17 protein-coding genes are annotated in these 17766 nt (G+C 72.8%); 1 reads left to right on the top strand and 16 read right to left on the bottom strand.

Features of this window, described 5'->3' with window-relative positions:
- Positions 1 to 3 precede the first annotated feature (3 nt).
- Complete coding sequence (locus tag AC07DU_RS02940) at positions 4 to 861, top strand: STM4011 family radical SAM protein (RefSeq protein WP_479030140.1); 858 nt, start codon at positions 4 to 6, stop codon at positions 859 to 861.
- Here the strand turns inward: AC07DU_RS02940 and AC07DU_RS02935 are convergent.
- The 16 genes from AC07DU_RS02935 to AC07DU_RS02860 form a co-directional block, all read right to left on the bottom strand.
- Positions 858 to 1652, bottom strand: a complete 795-nt coding sequence (locus AC07DU_RS02935; protein ID WP_479109301.1) for a maleylpyruvate isomerase family mycothiol-dependent enzyme — start codon at positions 1650 to 1652, stop codon at positions 858 to 860. The genes AC07DU_RS02940 and AC07DU_RS02935 overlap by 4 nt on opposite strands.
- Positions 1653 to 1783: 131 nt before the next feature.
- Positions 1784 to 2863, bottom strand: a complete 1080-nt coding sequence (locus AC07DU_RS02930) for a polyprenyl synthetase family protein (RefSeq protein WP_479109299.1) — start codon at positions 2861 to 2863, stop codon at positions 1784 to 1786.
- Positions 2860 to 4233, bottom strand: coding sequence for a cytochrome P450 (locus tag AC07DU_RS02925; protein ID WP_479109297.1), 1374 nt, complete (start codon positions 4231 to 4233; stop codon positions 2860 to 2862). Before AC07DU_RS02925 ends, AC07DU_RS02930 begins: the two co-directional genes overlap by 4 nt.
- A gap of 2 nt (positions 4234 to 4235) precedes the next feature.
- Complete coding sequence (locus AC07DU_RS02920; protein WP_479109295.1) at positions 4236 to 5324, bottom strand: terpene synthase family protein; 1089 nt, start codon at positions 5322 to 5324, stop codon at positions 4236 to 4238.
- Positions 5325 to 5417: 93 nt separating this feature from the next.
- Complete coding sequence (locus tag AC07DU_RS02915) at positions 5418 to 5744, bottom strand: branched-chain amino acid transporter permease (protein WP_360890021.1); 327 nt, start codon at positions 5742 to 5744, stop codon at positions 5418 to 5420.
- The gene (locus AC07DU_RS02910; RefSeq protein ID WP_479109293.1) at positions 5737 to 6525 is read right to left on the bottom strand and encodes an AzlC family ABC transporter permease; all 789 of its coding nucleotides are present in this window, start codon (positions 6523 to 6525) and stop codon (positions 5737 to 5739) included. Before AC07DU_RS02910 ends, AC07DU_RS02915 begins: the two co-directional genes overlap by 8 nt.
- Positions 6522 to 7643, bottom strand: a complete 1122-nt coding sequence (locus AC07DU_RS02905) for an aminotransferase class I/II-fold pyridoxal phosphate-dependent enzyme (protein WP_360890016.1) — start codon at positions 7641 to 7643, stop codon at positions 6522 to 6524. Before AC07DU_RS02905 ends, AC07DU_RS02910 begins: the two co-directional genes overlap by 4 nt.
- Positions 7643 to 8281: a 2OG-Fe dioxygenase family protein gene (locus AC07DU_RS02900; protein ID WP_360890013.1), complete on the bottom strand. Its 639-nt coding sequence runs from the start codon at positions 8279 to 8281 to the stop codon at positions 7643 to 7645. Before AC07DU_RS02900 ends, AC07DU_RS02905 begins: the two co-directional genes overlap by 1 nt.
- 86 nt (positions 8282 to 8367) lie before the next feature.
- Entirely contained in the window at positions 8368 to 9747 is a 1380-nt protein-coding gene (locus AC07DU_RS02895) for a cation:proton antiporter domain-containing protein (RefSeq protein ID WP_479109291.1), read from the bottom strand.
- 157 nt (positions 9748 to 9904) lie between these two features.
- Positions 9905 to 11104, bottom strand: a complete 1200-nt coding sequence (locus AC07DU_RS02890) for an acyl-CoA dehydrogenase family protein (protein ID WP_479030165.1) — start codon at positions 11102 to 11104, stop codon at positions 9905 to 9907.
- Positions 11101 to 12702 (bottom strand): amino acid adenylation domain-containing protein, encoded by a 1602-nt coding sequence (locus AC07DU_RS02885; protein WP_479109289.1) that lies wholly within the window; start codon positions 12700 to 12702, stop codon positions 11101 to 11103. The genes AC07DU_RS02890 and AC07DU_RS02885 overlap by 4 nt, the downstream gene beginning before the upstream one ends.
- Positions 12699 to 13463 carry a thioesterase II family protein gene (locus tag AC07DU_RS02880; RefSeq protein ID WP_453372153.1) on the bottom strand — a complete coding sequence of 255 codons (765 nt, stop codon included), beginning with the start codon at positions 13461 to 13463 and terminating at the stop codon, positions 12699 to 12701. Before AC07DU_RS02880 ends, AC07DU_RS02885 begins: the two co-directional genes overlap by 4 nt.
- 11 nt (positions 13464 to 13474) lie before the next feature.
- Positions 13475 to 13741 (bottom strand): phosphopantetheine-binding protein, encoded by a 267-nt coding sequence (locus tag AC07DU_RS02875; protein WP_453372154.1) that lies wholly within the window; start codon positions 13739 to 13741, stop codon positions 13475 to 13477.
- Between the two features lie 20 nt (positions 13742 to 13761).
- On the bottom strand, positions 13762 to 14715 hold the full coding sequence (locus AC07DU_RS02870; RefSeq protein ID WP_360889996.1) for a chlorinating enzyme: 954 nt from the start codon (positions 14713 to 14715) through the stop codon (positions 13762 to 13764).
- Positions 14716 to 14946: 231 nt separating this feature from the next.
- The gene (locus AC07DU_RS02865) at positions 14947 to 16404 is read right to left on the bottom strand and encodes an MFS transporter (RefSeq protein ID WP_479109286.1); all 1458 of its coding nucleotides are present in this window, start codon (positions 16402 to 16404) and stop codon (positions 14947 to 14949) included.
- Positions 16404 to 17765, bottom strand: coding sequence for a UDP-glucose dehydrogenase family protein (locus AC07DU_RS02860; protein WP_479109285.1), 1362 nt, complete (start codon positions 17763 to 17765; stop codon positions 16404 to 16406). The genes AC07DU_RS02865 and AC07DU_RS02860 overlap by 1 nt, the downstream gene beginning before the upstream one ends.
- Between the last annotated feature and the right edge of the window lies 1 nt (position 17766).

The following is a 17766-nucleotide window of genomic DNA, read 5'->3' as shown; positions in this document are numbered from 1 at the left end:
GCCGTGGACCTGACGATCCTGTACCGCGGACCGCTCGCCTCCTGCGACTACGACTGCCCCTACTGCCCCTTCGCCAAGCGCCGCGACACTCCCGCCCAGCTGCGCGCCGACCGCGCTGCCCTGGACCGGTTCACGGCCTGGGCGGCGGCGCAGACCGGTGACCGGCTCTCCCTGCTCTTCACCCCGTGGGGCGAGGGCCTGGTCCGCTCCTGGTACCGCCGCGCGCTGGTGGACCTCTCGCACCAGCCACACGTCGCGCGCGTCGCCATCCAGACCAACCTCAGCTGCCGGACCGACTGGCTCGCGGCGGCAGACGCGGACACCCTGGCCCTGTGGTGCACCTACCACCCCGGCCAGACCCCCTACGCACGCTTCCTCTCGAAGCTCGGGGAGCTGGCCGACCGGGGCATCCGCCACAGCGTGGGCATCGTGGGCCTGCCCGAGAACCTGCCGCACGCGCGCCGGCTGCGCGCGGACCTGCCCGGCCACGTCTACCTCTGGGCCAACGCCGCCGAGGGCCACACCTACACCGATGCCGAGGCGGACGCGTGGTCGGCCGTGGACCCGCTCTTCGCGTACAGCCGCCGCCCGCACCGCTCGGCCGGGCTGCCGTGCCGCACGGGCGAGTCGGTCATCTCCGTGGACGGCGAGGGCACGGTCCGCCGCTGCCACTTCGTCCGCACGGAGCTCGGCAACCTCTACGACGGCTCCTACCGCGCGGCGCTGGCCCCCCGCCCCTGTCCCCTGGCCGTCTGCGACTGCCACATCGGCTACGTCCACCTGGAGACCCTCCCCCTCTACGACGTCTTCGCGGGCGGAGTCCTCGAACGCGTTCCCGCGCCCCCGGTGGTCCGCCCCTAGAAGGCCGAGTGGGCGAACCAGTGGTCGAGCAGGTCCATGTCGCCGTGCCGGTCGAAGGCGTCGCTGTGGCGCTCGCGCCGGCCGTAGAGGAGCAGCAGGAGGTCCGCAGCCGTTCCCCGGACCGTGGCGTCCGCCGTACGGGCCCCGGCGCGGTCGGCTTCCAGGGCGAAGCCGTCGGGCCGCAAGCGGACCAGCCAGTCGCCGCCGCCGCGGCCCCCGAGCCCATCCCCGTCCCCGTCCCCGTCCGTGCAGCTGAAGCGGATCGTCCGGTCGGGAGCGCGCAGTTGGGCGGTCAGCGGTGCGAAGGGCGTCGCGAACGGCAGGTTCGTGAGGAACTCGTCGATGCCGTCGAGGGCCAGCGCGCGGTCGACGTGCGGCGAGAGCCCGAGCGCGAGCTGGGCGTCTACCCGGTGGACGAGGGTCTCGCAGAGCATGCGCCGGACCCAGAACCGGGCGTGCTGGTCGACCCCCCAGGCCCACATCGGTGCGTCCAGATCGGTGGCGGCGAACACCTCGGCCGCCTCCGCCGCGCCCGCGGCCAGCCAGTCCGGGAGGCCGCCGGGGTGCTCGGGCAGGCGCAGGTCCACCTCACGGGCGGCCGGGGGCTGCTGGACGCGCCGGCGCAGCAGCTCGCTGAACCAGCGGTGCACGCTGCCGACGTGCTGCGTGAGGTCGGCCAGGGTCCAGCCGGGGCAGGTCGGCACCGGGGTGGCGAGGTCTGCCGCCGAGACCGTGGCGTGGAAGCGGGCGGCCTCGGCCGCGACGGCCGCTGCGTGCTGGGCGGGGGTCATGCGGTGGCCCTTCCTGACGGGGGCGCCGCCCCGGGCGGCGCGGATGCTTGAGGGAATGGATGTTTCATGCCCTCAAGCACATGGGAAGGTAGTGCGCGGGCGCCGACGGTGTCAACTTCACTCCTCGCAGGTCAGCTCGAGCGGTACGCCGCCGCCCGGGCGGCGGCGCGCAGTTCGGCCCGCCACCGCGGGGACAGCTCCGCCGCGGTGAGGGCGGCGTCGGCCCGGGCGACGAGGTGGGCGATGCGCGCCTCGACGTCGGCGTGGACGGCGCTGCCGGAGAGGCGTTCGCGCAGCATTCCGCTCTCGCCGCGTTCGACCAGGGTCCGGATCGCGGGGTCCGACCTCATGGCCAGGGAGAGCAGCAGCGTCATCTTGCCGTGCCCGAAGTCCTGGCCCGCCGGCTTGCCGCTGGCGCGGCCGTCACCGAAGGCGTCGATGAGGTCGTCGCGCAGCTGGAAGGCCTCCCCCAGTGCCTCACCGTACTGTTCGAAGGCACCGGTGAGGTCGGTGCGGCCGGCCAGCAGGGCGCCGAGCACCAGGGGGCGGTGGATGGTGTAGCGGCCGGACTTCACCACCGCGATGTACCGGGCCAGTTCGGCATCGGGCAGCAGCTCGGCCGCCGCGGCCACGTCCAGGGCCTGGCCCTCGATCAGTTCGGCCTTGAGCTCGAACCAGTGCGCGGCCACCGCCGCGGGCAGTCCCGCCATCAGGTGGTCGGCGTACGCCCAGGCGAGGTCCCCGGCGAGGATCGCCACCGATTCGCCGTAGCGGCGGGACTCACCGAACCAGCCGTTCGCGCGGTGGACGTCCGCGTGCCGCGCGTGGACGGTCGGCCGCGAGCGGCGGCGGTCCGCGTCGTCCATGACGTCGTCGTGGATGAGGGCCGCGGCGTGCAGCAGTTCCAGTGCCATGGCGGCCCGGACCGGATCCCGGCCGGGTTCGCCGCCGGCGGCCAGGTATCCGCTGAGCAGGAACCGGGGCCGCAGCCGCTTGCCGCCGGCGCCGACGAGCTCCGCGACGGCCTCGGCCGGTCCGGCGCCCTTGAGCCGGCCGCCCGGCCTGCGGTGGGCCTGGCCCGCGAGAAAGGCGCGCAGGCCCTCCTCCACCTCCGCCAGCATGAGCGACAGGGCAGCCGGTGCGGCCGGTGTCGTGGGGGCGGCCGGGCCACCGGCGGGCGGCGACGCGGTCTGCGCCGCAGCCGTCGTCATGGCGCCGTCCTCTGCGGGCGGCGGGCTTCCAGGCGCATGCGGGACTCCTGCGGCCGCAGGGTGGAACGCGCCACGGCACGCGTCGGGCCGTCGGTGACGGACCGCAGCCGCCACCGCCCGGCCAGGGCGGCGAAGGCGATCGTGATCTCGGCGTAGGCGAGCGACTCGCCGATGCACTTGCGTACGCCCGCCCCGAACGGCAGGTAGGCGTGGCGCGGGATGGACCGGGCGCGCTCGGGGAGCCAGCGGTCCGGGTCGAACCGGTCGGGCTCGGGGAAGAGCTCGGGGTCGCGGTGCAGGGCGTACGGGCTGAAGAACACGTCCGCGCCCTCGGGTACGCGGTACCCGCCGAGGTCCACCTCGGCGGTGGCGCGGCGGGTGAGGATCCAGCCGGTCGGGTACATCCGAAGGAGTTCCTGGATGACCCGGCCCATGTAGGGCAGCCGCGGCAGGTCGGCGTAGGTCACCGGCCGGCCCTCCAGTACCTCGTCCAGCTCGGCGTGGACCCGGCGCTCGACGTCGGGCCGGGTGGAGAGCACCTGGAAGGCCCACAGCAGCAGCGTGGCCGAGGTCTCCGTCCCGGCGACCATCATGGAACGGATCTCGTCGTGGATCTGCTGGGTGCTCATCCCCTCGCCGGTCTGCTCGTCGCGGGCCAGCATCAGCATCGAGAGCAGGTCGTCCTGGTCCAGGTCGCCGGCCCGGTAGTCGGCGATGATGCGGTCCACCACCTCGTAGAGCCTCCGCAGGTCGGCCGCCTCGCGCCGGTTCACGGGCAGGGGGAGGCGGTGGACGAAGTCGACCGGCAGGAAGGCCCGGCGTCCGACGCCGGCGACCAACGCCGGCAGGGTGGCCCGGATCTCGGCGGCCGCCTCGGGGGTGAGGCGGGAGAAGAGCGTCCGGGCGAGGATCTCCATGGTCATGCCGTTGAGTTCGCGGCCCACGTCGCGCACCTGGCCGTCGCGCCAGGACGCGGAGACGGCCTCGACCGACTCGATCGCCGCGCGGGCGTAGATGCTCATCCGGCCGTGGTGGAAGGCGGGCTGCGACAAACGGCGCTGGCGCAGGTGCAATTCGCCGTTGGAGGCCGCCAGTCCGTTGCCGAGCAGCTTGGTGGCCTGGTCGAAGAGGGTGCCGCCCTTTTCGAACTTGCTCTGGTGAGTGATGAGGATGTCCTTGAGGAGTTCCCCGGTGCTGACCATGTAGGCGGGCCGGGTGCCGATCCGGAAGACGACGACCGGTCCGTGGTCGCGCAGTTCCTCCACGAACCCCAGGGGCCGGCGGACCAGATGCAGCGCGTGGCCCAGGAGCGGGACGCCGCCCGGCAGTCTGCGGGCGGGGACGGGGCTGGGGGCGAGGGTGTCGGCCATGGTCAGTGCGTCTCTCCGGTCCGGTCCGGCAGCAGGGCGCCGAGCGGGGCGGCGGCGCTGTGGGCGAGGTACTCCGGCCGACGGCCGCTGCGGGCCTGGTCGGCGTAGCGTCGGGTGGCGAGGGACCAGTCGTAGGTCACCCGCAGCTGGCGGGTCATGGCCCTGAGGTGGCGTTCGGTGCTCAGGCGCTCGTACGGGTCGCAGGACAGACGGTCGCAGAGGGCGGGTATCCCCGCGGCGAGGCGCTGGAACTCCTGCGCGAGCCCGCCGACCCTGCCGCGTATCTCCTCGATCACCCGCGCGCGGCCGTGGCCGCCGGCGGCCTCCAGGACGAGGACGAGGTTGTGGGTGTCCCCGCGCGCCTCCTCGTGCTCGACGGAGTGGACGTCGTTGCAGTGGGCGAGGATGTCGATTTCGAGTTCCGCCAGCCGGCGCACCGTCGGATCGGCGAGGACCCGCTCCGGCACCTCGTAGCGGCCGGTGCGTTCCGTGGCGTCGAGGTACACGTACATCGCCATGGTCTCCCGGCGCAGGGCGAGGTAGTCGCGCAGGGCGGGGACGGTGCCGGAGCGGCGGGCGGCGGCCTCGGCGAGGAAGGAGCGCAGGAAGCGGGCCCAGTTGCGGGCGGCCCGCTCGCGCCACCGCTCGGTCATGGGCGCCTGCAGCCGGTGCCACAGGTCCGCTGTGGCACCGGCCAGGCCCTCGGCGCCGGCGGGGACGGGCGGTGGGGCGGCGGCCGGGTGCGCTCCCGCCTCTCCGTAGGGCGCGGTCGTCGAGAGCAGGGCCCGGACGACGTCGGCGGCGAAGACGGGGTCGTCCCCGGCCGGTCCGTCGAAGAAGTCGTCGCAGACCGCGGTCCAGGTGATGACGTCGGTCATCACGTCCAGGTCGGGCCCGCCCGCCTTGGGGCAGAAGCCCGTCGCCACATCGGCCAGCCGCATGGCCATGAAGTACCCGATGGCGGCGTCCGTGGGCTGGAGCAGGCCGTGCCCGACGGCCCAGTCCACGCCCCGGCGCTGGGCTTGCTCGACCGCGTCGGGCGTCGGTCGCGGCGCGGTGAAGGGCAGGGGGAAGTCCACGTCAGTGGGCATGTGGTCCGGTGCTTCCTTTCGCTTGTATGAGGTGCCCGGCCTAGGTCGCCTCTTTCGGATCTTGTTGGCCCGGCAAGATCCGGAAGAGACGGCCTAAACCATGAGGTGGTTCAGCGCCATGTACGTGCCGGTGCCGAGCACGATCGCGAGGAGGGGGCTGCCGCGCCACTGGTAGAGCCCGGCGCAGACGGCGATGGCCGCGAGGGCGGGGACGCCGTACGGGAAGCGGCCGAAGTCGACGCCGCGCACGGTGTAGACGACGAGGATGACCATGATCCCGGGCGGCAGCGCGGTGCTGAGGTAGCCGAGCAGCGGCGCCTGGGAGGCGTTCTTGAGCAGGAGGAACGGCGCGGCGCGCAGGGCGTAGGTCACCGCTGACATGACCAGGACGGCGCCGAGGACGTACGTGGTGTCAGGCACGGGAGCGCCCCCTCAGCGAGAAGTCGAGCGCCAGCACGGCGAGGAAGACGACGACGGCGACGGTGAGGAACTGGTCGCCCCCCACCGCCCAGGCGACGGCGGCGGCCAGCAGGCCGTAGGCCACCGGGCGGCCGTTCACCCGCTTGCGCGCGTGGTCCCAGGCGAGGACGACGAACAGGGCGGTGAGGGCGAACTCCACGCCCTCGACCTTGTCCGGCAGGGCCGTCGAGGCGAGCGCCCCGGCGAGGCTGCCGAGCACCCAGTAGCCGTGGCTGAGGAGCTGGATCAGGGTGATGCGGCGGCCGTTGGAGCCCGCCTCGGGCGAGCTGGTGAGCAGCGAGTACGTCTCGTCGGTGAGTGCGAAGACGCCGTACGCGCGCTGGGCCCGGCCGGTCAGCAGGTGCAGCGGGAACGACAGACCGTAGAAGACGTGCCGGAAGTTGACCAGGAGGGTGGTCAACGCGACGGCTGCCAGGCCGAGGCCCGAAGTGATCATGCTGACGGCGAGGAACTCCAGCGATCCGGCGAACACCACCAGCGCGGTGGTGGGCGCCCAGTACCAGGGCAGGCCGTGGCTCACCAGGAGGAGCCCGAAGGCGGCCCCGAGCGGGAGGTAGCCCATCGCCACCGGCACGGTGTACCGGGCGGCGGCCGCGAGATCGGTGCGCAGGGCAACGCCCCGCGGGGCCGGGCCGCCCCGCGACGGGGCCGAAGGGGCAGCGTCGCTGGGGGCCGTGGTCGTCTCGCCCGCGGGTCGCGGGCGGGAGGCCTGCTCGTTCACCCCAGGTCTCCGAGCTCGGCCGACAGCCGGCGCAGGCCCTCCACCAGTACCTCGTCGGGGCGGGCGAAGCTGATCCGCAGGCCTTGCCGGGCGCCGAAGACCTCGGCGGGCATGACGAGCATCCGCCGGCGCTCCAGCAGCCGTTCGGCGAACTCAGCAGAGGTGATCGAGGAGTTGAGGTGGAACCAGGCGAAGGGGGTACCGTGCGGCTCGACCAGTTCCACCACGTCCCGGTGCGCGTCGGCGAACTGCCGCAGCTGTGCCAGGCCGGGCTCCACGAGCCCGTGGTAGCGGGACAGGTGCCGCTGGCGGTCGGCGAGCACCAGGGTGGCCGCCCGTTCCCACGCCAGGGAGTTGGACACCGTGGTGTAGCGCTTGTAGTTGACCATCCCCTCGATGAGCTCGGCGGGGGCCACGGCCCAGCCGATGCGCAGGGCGGGCAGCCCGTAGACCTTGGACAGGCCGGAGACGGAGACGGACCGCTCGTAGCGGTGGACGATCGAGGCGGAGAAGTCGAGGAGGTACTCCTCGTCGTTGACCACCCACAGGCCGTGGTCCCGGGCCACGCGGAGCACGCCCTCCCACTCCTGCTCGGTCAGCGAGCAACCGGAGGGGTTCCCGGGGCTGTTGAGGATGAGGATGCGCGTCTCGGGGCGGATCGCGCGGGCCAGTGCCTCCGTGTCGAAGGGCGTGCCGGGGCGCCGGTCGAGGACGCTGACCTCGCAGCCGATGTGCGCGGGCACCTCCCATGCCTGCTGCCAGCCGGGGGCCGTCGCCACCACGTGGTCACCCGGCGAGAGCAGGGAGCGGTACAGGAGGTACAGGGCCTCCTGGGCGCCGTGCGCGATCATCACGTCCCGGTCCCCGTGGGCGGCATCGTCCGTGAGGCCGTACAGGGCGGTGACCTGCGCCCGCAGCTCGGGGGTCCCCCGGTCGAGGCTGTAGTCCAGCTCCCACGCGCCGTCCAGGGGGAGGTCGCGGAGGTGCTGGAACTGTACGCCGCTCTCGGCCAGGTCCAGGTCGTAGCGGCCCTGGGCGTGGTCGAAGAGCCATTCCTGGATGGTGTAGGTGGCGATCCGGCCGGCCGGGGCGGCGGCGACGGGGCTGGTTGCGGGCATCAGTGCTCTCCCCCGAGGCTGAAGGTGATGACGACGACGTCGCGGTGGGCGGGCTGCCCGGGGATCTTCGGGGTGATGGGGCTGACGTAGTGCACGACCTCCCGGTCGGCGAGGAACAGCACCTCGCCCGGGGCCATGGTGCGTTCGACGACGACCTCCTCCCCGTCCTTGTCCCGGACGAGGGAGATGCCGCCGCTGACGTTCTCGGTGGCGACGCAGGTGACCGCGACCAGGTCGTAGCCGTCCTGGTGGAAGCCCTCCGGGGCGGGCAGGCCGGTGTGCTCGTCGTCGGCGGTGATACGGATCTGGTGGCACCCGATGCGGAACTCCTCGTCCGCGACCAGTGCGCGGGCGGCCGGGGAGTTCACCAGCGCCTCGGCGAAGGCACGGGCGGCGTCGGGCAGGGGCGCGAACCGCCGCTCCACACCACCGGCGTAGCCGTTGATCCGCTCGCTCTGGAAGAAGGAGGCGGAGTCCTCGCCCCACAGGAAGGTCTCGCCCTTGACCCTGGCCTCACCGAAGGCACGGAAGCGGAAGCAGCGGTCGTGCCGCAGGTAGGTGTCCGCCGGCAAGGTCGCGTAACTGGCCAGCAGGCCGTCCGAGACCTGGCCGAGGGCGGAGGCGAAGACGTATCTCACTACTACTCCTGGAACGTGGTGTGCGGTGCCGGGGTGCCGGCACGTCTGGGCAGAAGGAAGGGGGGCGGCGGGCCGCCGCTCGCGGCTCACCCGCGGGGCGCGAGCTCCCCGGGCGGCGGTGCGGCGAGGACCGGCTCGGCGCCGTCGCGGCGGCCTGGTCCGGTGGCCTTGAGCAGGCGCAGCAGGGGGCTCGTCATCACGGTGGTGCCGAGCGCCACGAGGGTGAGGATGGCGAGCATCCGGGCGTCGATGATCCCCGCGTCGTAGCCGATCTGGATGACGATGAGCTCGGTCAGGCCACGGGCGTTGAGCAGGACGCCGAGAACCAGCGCCGGCCGCCCTCGCATTCCGGTGAGCCGGGCGCACAGGCCGGGGCCGGCGATCTTGCCGACGGCCGCCAGGGTGAGGAGGGCGAGGAGGACCAGGACCGTCGCGCCGTCCCAGTGCAGTGCGCTCAGGTCGGCCGTCAGCCCGAAGCCGAAGAAGAAGAACGGCAGCAGGACGGTCTTGGCCGTACTCGTCAGCCGCTCCGCGACCGCGGCCCCGCGGGCCGGCCAGGCCAGGCCGACCAGCAGGGCGCCGATCAGCTGGTGCACGCCGATGGCGGCCGTGAGGGTGGCGGCCGCGGTGACGGCGCCGACGAGGAGCACGCCGGACGCGGCCCCGCCGCGCTCGCGTGCGGCCCAGTGGGACAGCAGCCGCTTGACGGGGCCCAGGAACACCGCGGCCATCGCGACGGCCACCAGGCCGTTGAGCAGCAGCACGGTGGGGTCGGAGCCGTGCGCCACGGCCAGGATCGCCGCGAGGACCAGCCAGCCGACGCCGTCTCCGACCGCCGCCGCGAACAGGCTGAGCCGTCCCGGTTCGGTGCGCGAGATCCCGAGGTCGGCCAGGATGCGGGCGAGGACGGGGAAGGCGGTGATGCTCAGGGCGCAGCCGATGAACAGGACGAAGGCGACGCCGCTGCCGTTCGGTCCCGCGTACCGCTCGCAGAGCGGTACGGCGACGACCGCGCCGAGCGCGAACGGCACCAGTACCGAGGCCTGGCTCACCAGCAGGGCCCGCGTGGCGGCGCCGCGCAGGCGCATGCCGGCGAGCTCTTGGCCCACGCCGAACATGAAGAGGATCAGGCCCAGTTGGGCCAGTCCCTCCATGGGGCCGCGGCTGCTCGCGGGGAACAGCCAGGCCATGGACGCGGGAGCCAGATGGCCGAACAGGGACGGTCCCAGGGCGAGGCCGGCCAGGATCTCGCCGATCACGCCGGGCTGGCCGAGCCGCCGGGCGAGCGCTCCGCCGAGGTGGGCCGCTGCCAGGACCACGACGACCGCGAGGAAGAAGTGGCCGGTGGCGCCGAGCTTCGCCTCGCTGCCGCTGCCCGCCGCCGTTCCCGAACCGGGCAGGCCCGCGACGGTGGCGACGATGACGGCGGCCGGGAGGACGGCGGTCACCGCGAGGGCCACGGCCACGCCCCGGCGTCGTGCCGGTCCCGGGGCGCCGCCGCCGTGCGGCGGCTCCGGCGTCGGCGACGGCGACGGCGACGGCACGGGGGCTGCGGTGGCGGTGACGGACCCGGCGGACGCACCGGGTATGGCGGATGCGGGCGCGGTGCTTTCCCGGGCCATCTCAGCTCGCCTCGAAGATCATGTCGCGCATCAGCTCGCTGGCCCCCGCCGCGATCGTGCCGGCCGTCGCGTCGCGGTGCAGCCGCGCCACGGTGGACCCCTCCAGATATCCCTGCGCCCCGTGGTACTGGGCGCACGCCTGAGCCGCCGACAGGGCCAGTTCGGTGGAGCGCAGCTTCAGCACTGACGCCGTACGAGTGTCGAGGCGGCCCCTCGCGTGCAGCCAGGCCGCGTGGTGGGCGTAACGGCGCACCATGTCGAACTCCCCGTACAGCTCGCCGAGGCGGTGCCGTACCGACTGGTGCGAGGCCAGGGGTACGCCCTTGACCCGGCGGGCGCGGACATGGCCGTCGAGCAGGCCCAGGGTGTGCCGTACGCCGCCCACCGCCAACAGCCCCGCCACCAGCCGTTCGAAGTCCAGGGCGCGCATCAGCTGCATCAGGGCGCGGTCCCGCCGGCCGAGCAGGGCGTCGGCCGGGACCTCGACCCCCTCGAAGGTGATCTCGGCGATGTCGGCGGCGCGCCAGCCCACCATCGGCTGCGGGCGCCGCGTGATGCCCGGGCTGTCCGCGTCGACGAGCAGCATGCTCGCTCCGGTCAGCCCCCGCTGTGCCCCGGCGTCCGGGGCGGGCGGGCGCGTGCGGGCCAGTACGACCAGCAGACCCGCACCGGTGCCGTTGGCCACGTAGCTCTTGTGTCCGTCGAGCACGAAGCCGGCGGTGGCACCGGGGCCGCGGGGCACCGCGCGGGTCGCGAGGTCGCGCAGGTCCGATCCCGCGTCGGGCTCGCTGATGGCGAGGGCGGTGACGCGCTCGCCGCGGTGGGCGGGGGGCACGTGGGCCGCCTGCTGCTCGGGGCTGCCGAACATCAGGACGTAGGAGAGGGCCATGTACGCGTGGACGCCGATGGAGGCGCGGATGCCGGCGTAGCCGGTCGCGCCCAGTTCCTCCAGCAGGACGGCGCTGCGCAAGAAGTCCTCGCCCGTGTGGCCGACGTCCAGGAGCCCGGCCGCGCCGAGCTCCTTCCAGGCGTCGGCCGCGATGGCGCCCCGCTCCTCCCAGGCCTCGGCCCGGGGCAGCACGCTGGCGGCGAGCCGCTCCCGTACCCGGGCGCGGAAGGCGTCGTGATCGGGACCGAAGAAGGGGAACTCCAGGGCCAGTTCGCGGTCGGCCGGTTGCCGACCGGTGAGGGGGGTGCTCATGACGAGGCTCCTGCGGGGAGGGAGAGGGGGTCCTGCGTGGCGAGCAGGGCGCGCCGGTCCACCTTGCCCGTGCCGGTCAGGGGCAGTTCGGCGCGCAGCCGGATGACGGGCGGCACCATGTAGGCGGGCAGGATGCCGCGCAGGTGCGCGCGGATCTCCTCGGGGTCGCGGTCCGCCGCGTCGGGTACCGCGAAGGCGATGAGCTCCTGTCCGCCCTGCGCGTTCGGCCGGGTGGTGACGAAGCTCTGGCGTACGGCGGGATGCGCGTCCAAGTGGTAGGCGATCTCGCCCAGTTCGATGCGGAAGCCGTTGATCTTGACCTGGTCGTCCAGTCGGCCCTGGAAGACGAGATGGCCCCGCTCCGAGAGGCGGGCGCGGTCGCCGGTGCGGTAGAGCCGTTCGCGGACCCCGTCGATGTCGGCCTCGACGAACTGGCGGGCGTTGGTCTGCGGCAGCCCGAGGTAGCCCGGGGAGAGTCCGGGTCCGGCGAGCAGGACCTCGCCGGTCTCCCCCGGTTCGCACAGCCTGCCCTCGTGGACCACGTAGGCGCGGGTGTTCTGGATGGGCCGCCCGATGGGGAGGCTGGACTCGTCCGGGTGGAGGGTGCGGACCGGGTGGTAGGTGGCGAAGGTGGTGCACTCGGTGGGCCCGTAGACGCTGACGATCCGGTCGGGGCCGAAGACGCGCAGGGCGGTGGCCATGTGGGTCAGGGAGTGGGCCTCGCCGCCGGTCAGGATCGTGGTGACGGTGTCGAGGGTGTCGGGGGCCTCGTCGACGATGGTGTTGAAGAGCGCGGTGGTGAGGAAGAGGACGCTCACCCGGTGCTCGGTCAGGACGCGGCGCAGCCGGCCGAGGCGGATGAAGGAGTCCGGGTACAGCACGCAGGTGCCGCCGGCCAGCAGGGCGCCCCAGATCTCGAAGGTCGCCGCGTCGAAGGAGGCCGGTGCGAGCTGGAGCAGGACGGTGTCCTCGTCCAGCCGCGCGTAGCGGGCGTCGTGGACGAGGCGGACGATGCCCCGGTTCCGTACGGGGACGCCCTTGGGGGTGCCGGTGGAGCCGGAGGTGAAGTTGATGTAGGCGATGTCGTCGGCGGAGCCCCGGTACGACGGCGACTCCCGCCGCGGTGCCAACAGGTCCAGCTCGACCGGGACGACGGTGTGGCCGGGCAGCCGGGCGCCGACGGCGGCGGTGTCGGCGGCGCGGGTGAGGACGCGGGTGGCACCGGTGCGGGCCAGCAGGGTGCTCAGCCGGTCGTCCGGCCAGGACGCGTCGGCGGGGAGGTAGGCGGCGCCGCACTTGGCCGCGGCCAGCAGGGCGATGATCAGCTCGGCCGAGCGGGCGATGAGGACCATGACGGTGTCGCCGGGGCGGACACCGGCGTCTTCCATCTTCGCGGCGAGGTCGTTGGCGAGCCCGTCCAGTGCCCGGTAGGAGAGGCGGCCGCCGGGGTGGACGAGGGCGGTGGCGGCGGGGCGCCGGGCCGCCTGGGCCTCGAACAGTTCCTTGACGGAGCGTTCGGGGTAGGACGTGGTGGCGCCCTCGTTGAGGGCCCGGTGGGCCGCCAGGGCGGCGGCCGTCGGGCGGTGCAGTGTGGTCATGAGGGTCCCCCCAGCCTCGCGTTGATCGTTTCCAGCAGGCGTTCCCGGTGCGTGTCCAGGAAGAAGTGGCCGCCCGGCATCTCCACCAGTTCGCAGTCGCGGCTGGTGTAGCGCTCCCAGTCGCGCATGCCGGCGTGTCCGTCGACGGGGTCGTCGCGTCCGTAGAGCGCGGTGACGGGGACGTCCACACCGGGTGCGCCGTGGCGGTCGTCCCACAGCTCCGCCAGCCGCATGTCGGCCCGCATCGTGGGCATGAACAGGCGCATCATGGCCTGGTCGTCCAGGATCTCGGCGGGTGTGCCGCCCATCGCGCGGACCGCGTCGAGGTAGGCCTCGTGCGGCAGTTCGTGCAGATAGGGGCGGGCCTGCGGGGTGTTGGGGCTGCGGCTGCCCGAGACGAACAGTCTGCGGGTGGCTCCGGGGTGCGTCCGCGCGGCCAGGCGGGTCATCTCGTAGGCGATGCGGCCCCCGAAGCTGTGTCCGTAGAAGGCGTGCGGAGCGCTGAGGAGGCCGCCCGAGTGCAGTGCGCCGAAGGTGTCCGCGATCAGGGTCTCCCAGTCCGCGTACATCGCCTCGCGCAGCCGGGGACCCCGGCCGGGCAGCCTGACAGCGACCAGTTCCACTCCGTCGTCCAGGCCGCCCGCCCAGCTCCTGAAGAGGTCGGGGCCGCCTCCCGCGTACGGGAAGCAGATCAACCGGATCCGGGGGCTTCCCACCGCGGGCCGGAGCACCGGCGCCCACCTGTCGCTGTCGGGCCGCACGGCCGGCTCCCTCACTCCTGGGTGTTCTGGAGGATCGACGCGGCGATGTCCCGGACGGCGCTGCGGGCGAAGAGGTCGTCCGGGGTCAGGACGTCCTCGCCGAAGGTCTCGTCCGCCTGGGAGATCAGGCGGATGGCGGTCAGGGAGTTCCCCCCGGCCTCGAAGAAGTCGTCGTCGGCCTTCTCCACGGTGAGACCGAGGTCCCGGCAGGTGGTGACGACCCACTGCTCCAGCTCTTCCTGGGTCGCGGGACGCGTGCTCTGGGCGTTGTTCGACACCGTGATCGTCCTTTCTGTTCTCAGTTGGTGCGGAACGGGTGGCCGTTGACCGTGCTGTCCACGAACCGGTTGTGCCCGTAGGTGTCGCGGCCCGAGGTCAGGACGTTGCCGAAGCGGGCGAGGCTGGCCTGGCCGCCGAACTCCTCCAGCTCGGTGGAGTACGGGTAGACCTTGACGGAGGTCGGCAGGTAGCGGCCGGCGAAGCCCAGCCGCATCTGGTCGGTGAGGCCGCTGTGCGGGTGCGAGGCGTGCATCAGCGTCGACCAGAAGACGATGAACTGGCCCTGGCGCATGACCTGGGAGACGGCCTTCGACTCGTCCGGGCTCCAGTCGGGGTCCTTCTGGAGCTGGCGGTAGTCGTGGCCGAAGAAGCCGCGGCGGATGCCGTTCTTCTCCGTGCTGTTGATGGCGTCCGGGTTGTAGTCCATGGTCTTGGACTCGTCGTAGTTCATCGTCTTGTGGGAGCCCGGGATGAACTGGAGGCAGCCGTTCTCGACGCTGGCGTCGGTGAAGGCGGTCCAGACGGTGATGGTCCCGCCGAAGTCCGCGTCCTCGGGCCAGACGATCTGCGGGTGCTTGGACCCGGCGACGTTGGAGAAGTTGTCGGCCTGGTGCCAGTCGGTGCCCTCGTCGCCCGGGTACTTCGGGAAGAACTCGGAGCGCCAGCACAGGGTGTCCGGCCCCAGGATGCTGGAGACGCGGTCGACGATCTCGGGCCGCGTGATGTGGTCCGCGAGGAAGTCGACGTCCAGGTGCCGGTCGTAGTTCGCCAGGTTGGTGTTGCCGGACACCGCCTTTCCGCCGCCGTAGATGGCCTTCTTGGTGTTCAGCAGCTTCGGACGCAGAGCCTGGAGGTTCGCCTCCATCTCGTCCTTCTCGTAGAGGTCGAACGGGCCGATGTATCCGTCCCGGTGGAACTTCTCCAGCTCTTCGGCGGTGAGGGAGAATTTCTTGGTCTCGCTGATCTGGTCCATGTCTCGGCTTTCTCGAGAGGAGTCGTACGGGAACGTTCGCGAGCGGCGGCCATTCGCACGGTTGCTCAACGCACGGGAATTAAAAGGCTCATGGGTGCACACGGAGCGCTGCACGGGGAAAGGGAGCCTGAAAGGAATCCTCGGGGGGCGATGCCCTCCCGGTATCCCCGAGTTCATCATGTGTCTTTGGTCGCGTCAACCGAATTCCTGCCCGATTTCGTCAGGCGGCCTCTATTTCACCGGAATCGGGCCGTCACTGTTCTTGGATTCCGGCGTGTACGGGTCCGCGCCGGCGCCCGGGCGGGCGTCGGCGAGGGACTCGTTGACGTCTTCCAGGGCCCGCCCGGTCGTCGCGGGGCCCAGCAGCCCGATGTCGAGCGCGATGATGCCGAGCGTCACGGCGACCAGGGCGAAGAGCACCCCCGATCCGAAGTCGTCCAGCACCGGCACGAGGAGGAAGGGCATCGCGGCCGTGGTGATCCGGGACAGGGAGTACGTCCAGCTCACCGCGGTGACGCGCAACGCGGTCGGGAAGATCTCGGCCTGGTAGACGTGGTAGGAGTTCGAGAAGACGTTGCTGACGGCCGTGTAGCACAGGCCGGCCAGCACGATGGTGACCTCGCTGTCGGCGCTGCCGAACAGGAGCCCGGACGCCGCCATCGACAGCGCCGCGCCCACGATGAGGTACTTGCGCTCCACCCGCTCGATGAGCGGCAGCGAGAGCAGCGAGCCGAGCGGGTACCCGAGGAACGTCACCGCGCTGAACAGCAGCGAGTGGACGATGGAGTAGCCCTTGGCGGACAGCACGAGGGGGGCCATCGTGCCGAACCCGTAGCCGCCGAAGGCCTGCATGAGGTGGAAGACCGTCATCATGCCCACGCGGCGCCGGTACACGGGGCTCCGCATCAGGGCCCGCAGGGCCTCGCGCGTGGTCGGCGCCCGTCCGGGGCCGGCGCCCTCGTGGTCCGCGGACCCGGCCGCAGGGCCTGCCGTAGGGCCGGTGCTCGCACCGGAGGTGTCGCCCAACTGCCCGAGGGTCGCCTCGGCTTCGTCCAACCGGCCCACCGAGGCGAGCCAGCGGGGCGACTCGACCAGGGTGCGGCGCAGCGCCAGGACGACGAGCCCGCCCGCCGAGCCGATGAGGAAGAGCCAGCGCCACCCGTCGAGGCCCAGCGGGCTGAGCGGCACCACCCAGCGGGCCAGCAGGCCCACGGCGGGCACCCCCATGAACCCGATGGTGTAGGCCCAGGCGGTGTATCTGCCCCGGTGTCGGGCCGGGAGAAGGTCACTGAGGTAGGAGTCGGCCAGGGGCAGCACCGGGCCGATGCCGAGCCCGGCCAGGAAGCGGGCGCCGATGACCATCGACACGTCGGGGCTGACCGCGCCCACCGCCGAGAAGACGGTGTAGACGGCGATGGCGCCCAGCATGACCCGGCGCCGTCCGTACCGGTCCGCGAGCCGTCCCGTGACCAGTACGCCGATGAACATGCCGACGAAGACGGACGCCAGCACCGCGGAGGTCTGGGTGCGGCTGAGGTCGAACCGGCTGCTGAGCACGGCGCCCAGCACGCCCGACATGAAGATCTCGAACATGTCGAAGAACAGGGCGAGTCCGACCGTGCCGACGATGACCCGGTGGCGCAGCGTGGGGGCCAGGCCGTTCATGCGGTCGGCGATCGAAGCGGACATCAGGCGGCTTCGGGTGCGTCGAACGGGATCTGTCCGGCCAGCGGCACCCGCCCGGGTGCCCGCACGCTCCAGCCCGCCGCCGCCCACGCCTGGTGGTCCAGCGCGTTGCGGCCGTCGACCAGCCGGGGGGCGCGCACCAGCGTGGCGAGCCGGCGCGGATCGGCGAGGCGGAACTCCTCCCACTCGGTGAGCAGCATCACCAGGTCGGCGCCGGTGACGGCGGCCTCCAGCGAGGAGGCGAAGTTCAGCTCGGGACGGGCCGCGGCGCCCGCCCCGGCCGCCATCGGGTCGTACACGACCACCTCGGCTCCCGCGCGGGCCGCCCGCGCGGCGACTTCGAGGGCCGGCGAGTCGCGCACGTCGTCCGTGTCCGGTTTGAAGGCGGCGCCCAGGACGGCGATCCGCCGGCCGGCCAGCTCGCCGCCGAGGCTGTCGCGGGCCATGTCCAGCACCCTGTCGCGGGCCCGGAGGTTTATGGCGTCCACCTGTGACAGCAGGGCGGCCGCCCCCTCGCCCCCCAGTTGGCGGGCCCTGGCCCGGAAGGCTCTGACGTCCTTGGGCAGGCAGCCGCCGCCGAAGCCGACGCCGGCGTTCAGGAAGCGGTGCCCGATCCGGGCGTCGTGGCCGATCGCCCGGGCCAGGGTGGTGACGTCGGCTCCCGTGGCCTCGCAGAGCTCCGCCATCGCGTTGATGAAGGAGATCTTCGTGGCGAGGAAGGAGTTGGCGGCGGTCTTGACCAGTTCCGCCGTGGCGAGGTCGGTGACGAGGAACGGGGTGCCCCGCTCCACGATGCCCGCGTACACCTCCCGCAGCAGCTTCTCCGCGACGTCGGAGCGCACGCCCACGACGATGCGGTCCGGGCGCAGCGTGTCGTCCACCGCGTGCCCCTCGCGCAGGAACTCCGGGTTCCAGGCGAGGTCGACGGTGCCCCCGGCCGGCGCGAGGGACACCAGCCGGTCCACGAGCCGGGCGGCCGTGCCGACCGGGACCGTGGACTTGCCCACGACCAGGCAGGGCCGGGTCAGGTGGGGGGCCAGCGCGTCGATCGCGGCGTCGACGTACCGCAGGTCGGCGGCCCCGTCATCGGCGGACTGCGGGGTTCCGACGGCCAGGAAGTGGATGTCGGCGAAGGCCGCCGCCTGTGCGTAGTCCGTCGTGAAGCGCAGCCGGCCCGAGGCCGTGTGGGTCCGCATGAGCGCGCCGAGGCCGGGTTCGTGGAAGGGGACCTCGCCGCGGGCCAGCGTCGCGATCTTTTCGGCGTCCACGTCCAGGCCGATGACCTCGAAGCCCATCTCGGCGAGCCCGGCGGCGTGGGTGGCACCGAGGTAGCCGGTGCCGAGCACGGAAATCTTCGGCTTCATG

The organism is Streptomyces sp. NPDC045695, from assembly GCF_056432025.1.
Note: the sequence above shows the minus strand (reverse complement) of the source record. Positions and strands in the feature narration are given on the sequence as shown.

Coding starts and splice junctions, on each gene's coding strand:
- AC07DU_RS02930 (WP_479109299.1), bottom strand. CDS start 2,863: ATGACGACGGCTGCGGCGCAGACCGCGTCGCCGCCCGCCGGTGGCCCG.
- AC07DU_RS02905 (WP_360890016.1), bottom strand. CDS start 7,643: ATGCCCGCAACCAGCCCCGTCGCCGCCGCCCCGGCCGGCCGGATCGCC.
- AC07DU_RS02920 (WP_479109295.1), bottom strand. CDS start 5,324: ATGCCCACTGACGTGGACTTCCCCCTGCCCTTCACCGCGCCGCGACCG.
- AC07DU_RS02885 (WP_479109289.1), bottom strand. CDS start 12,702: ATGACCACACTGCACCGCCCGACGGCCGCCGCCCTGGCGGCCCACCGG.
- AC07DU_RS02870 (WP_360889996.1), bottom strand. CDS start 14,715: ATGGACCAGATCAGCGAGACCAAGAAATTCTCCCTCACCGCCGAAGAG.
- AC07DU_RS02925 (WP_479109297.1), bottom strand. CDS start 4,233: ATGGCCGACACCCTCGCCCCCAGCCCCGTCCCCGCCCGCAGACTGCCG.
- AC07DU_RS02890 (WP_479030165.1), bottom strand. CDS start 11,104: ATGAGCACCCCCCTCACCGGTCGGCAACCGGCCGACCGCGAACTGGCC.
- AC07DU_RS02865 (WP_479109286.1), bottom strand. CDS start 16,404: ATGTCCGCTTCGATCGCCGACCGCATGAACGGCCTGGCCCCCACGCTG.
- AC07DU_RS02935 (WP_479109301.1), bottom strand. CDS start 1,652: ATGACCCCCGCCCAGCACGCAGCGGCCGTCGCGGCCGAGGCCGCCCGC.
- AC07DU_RS02860 (WP_479109285.1), bottom strand. CDS start 17,765: ATGAAGCCGAAGATTTCCGTGCTCGGCACCGGCTACCTCGGTGCCACC.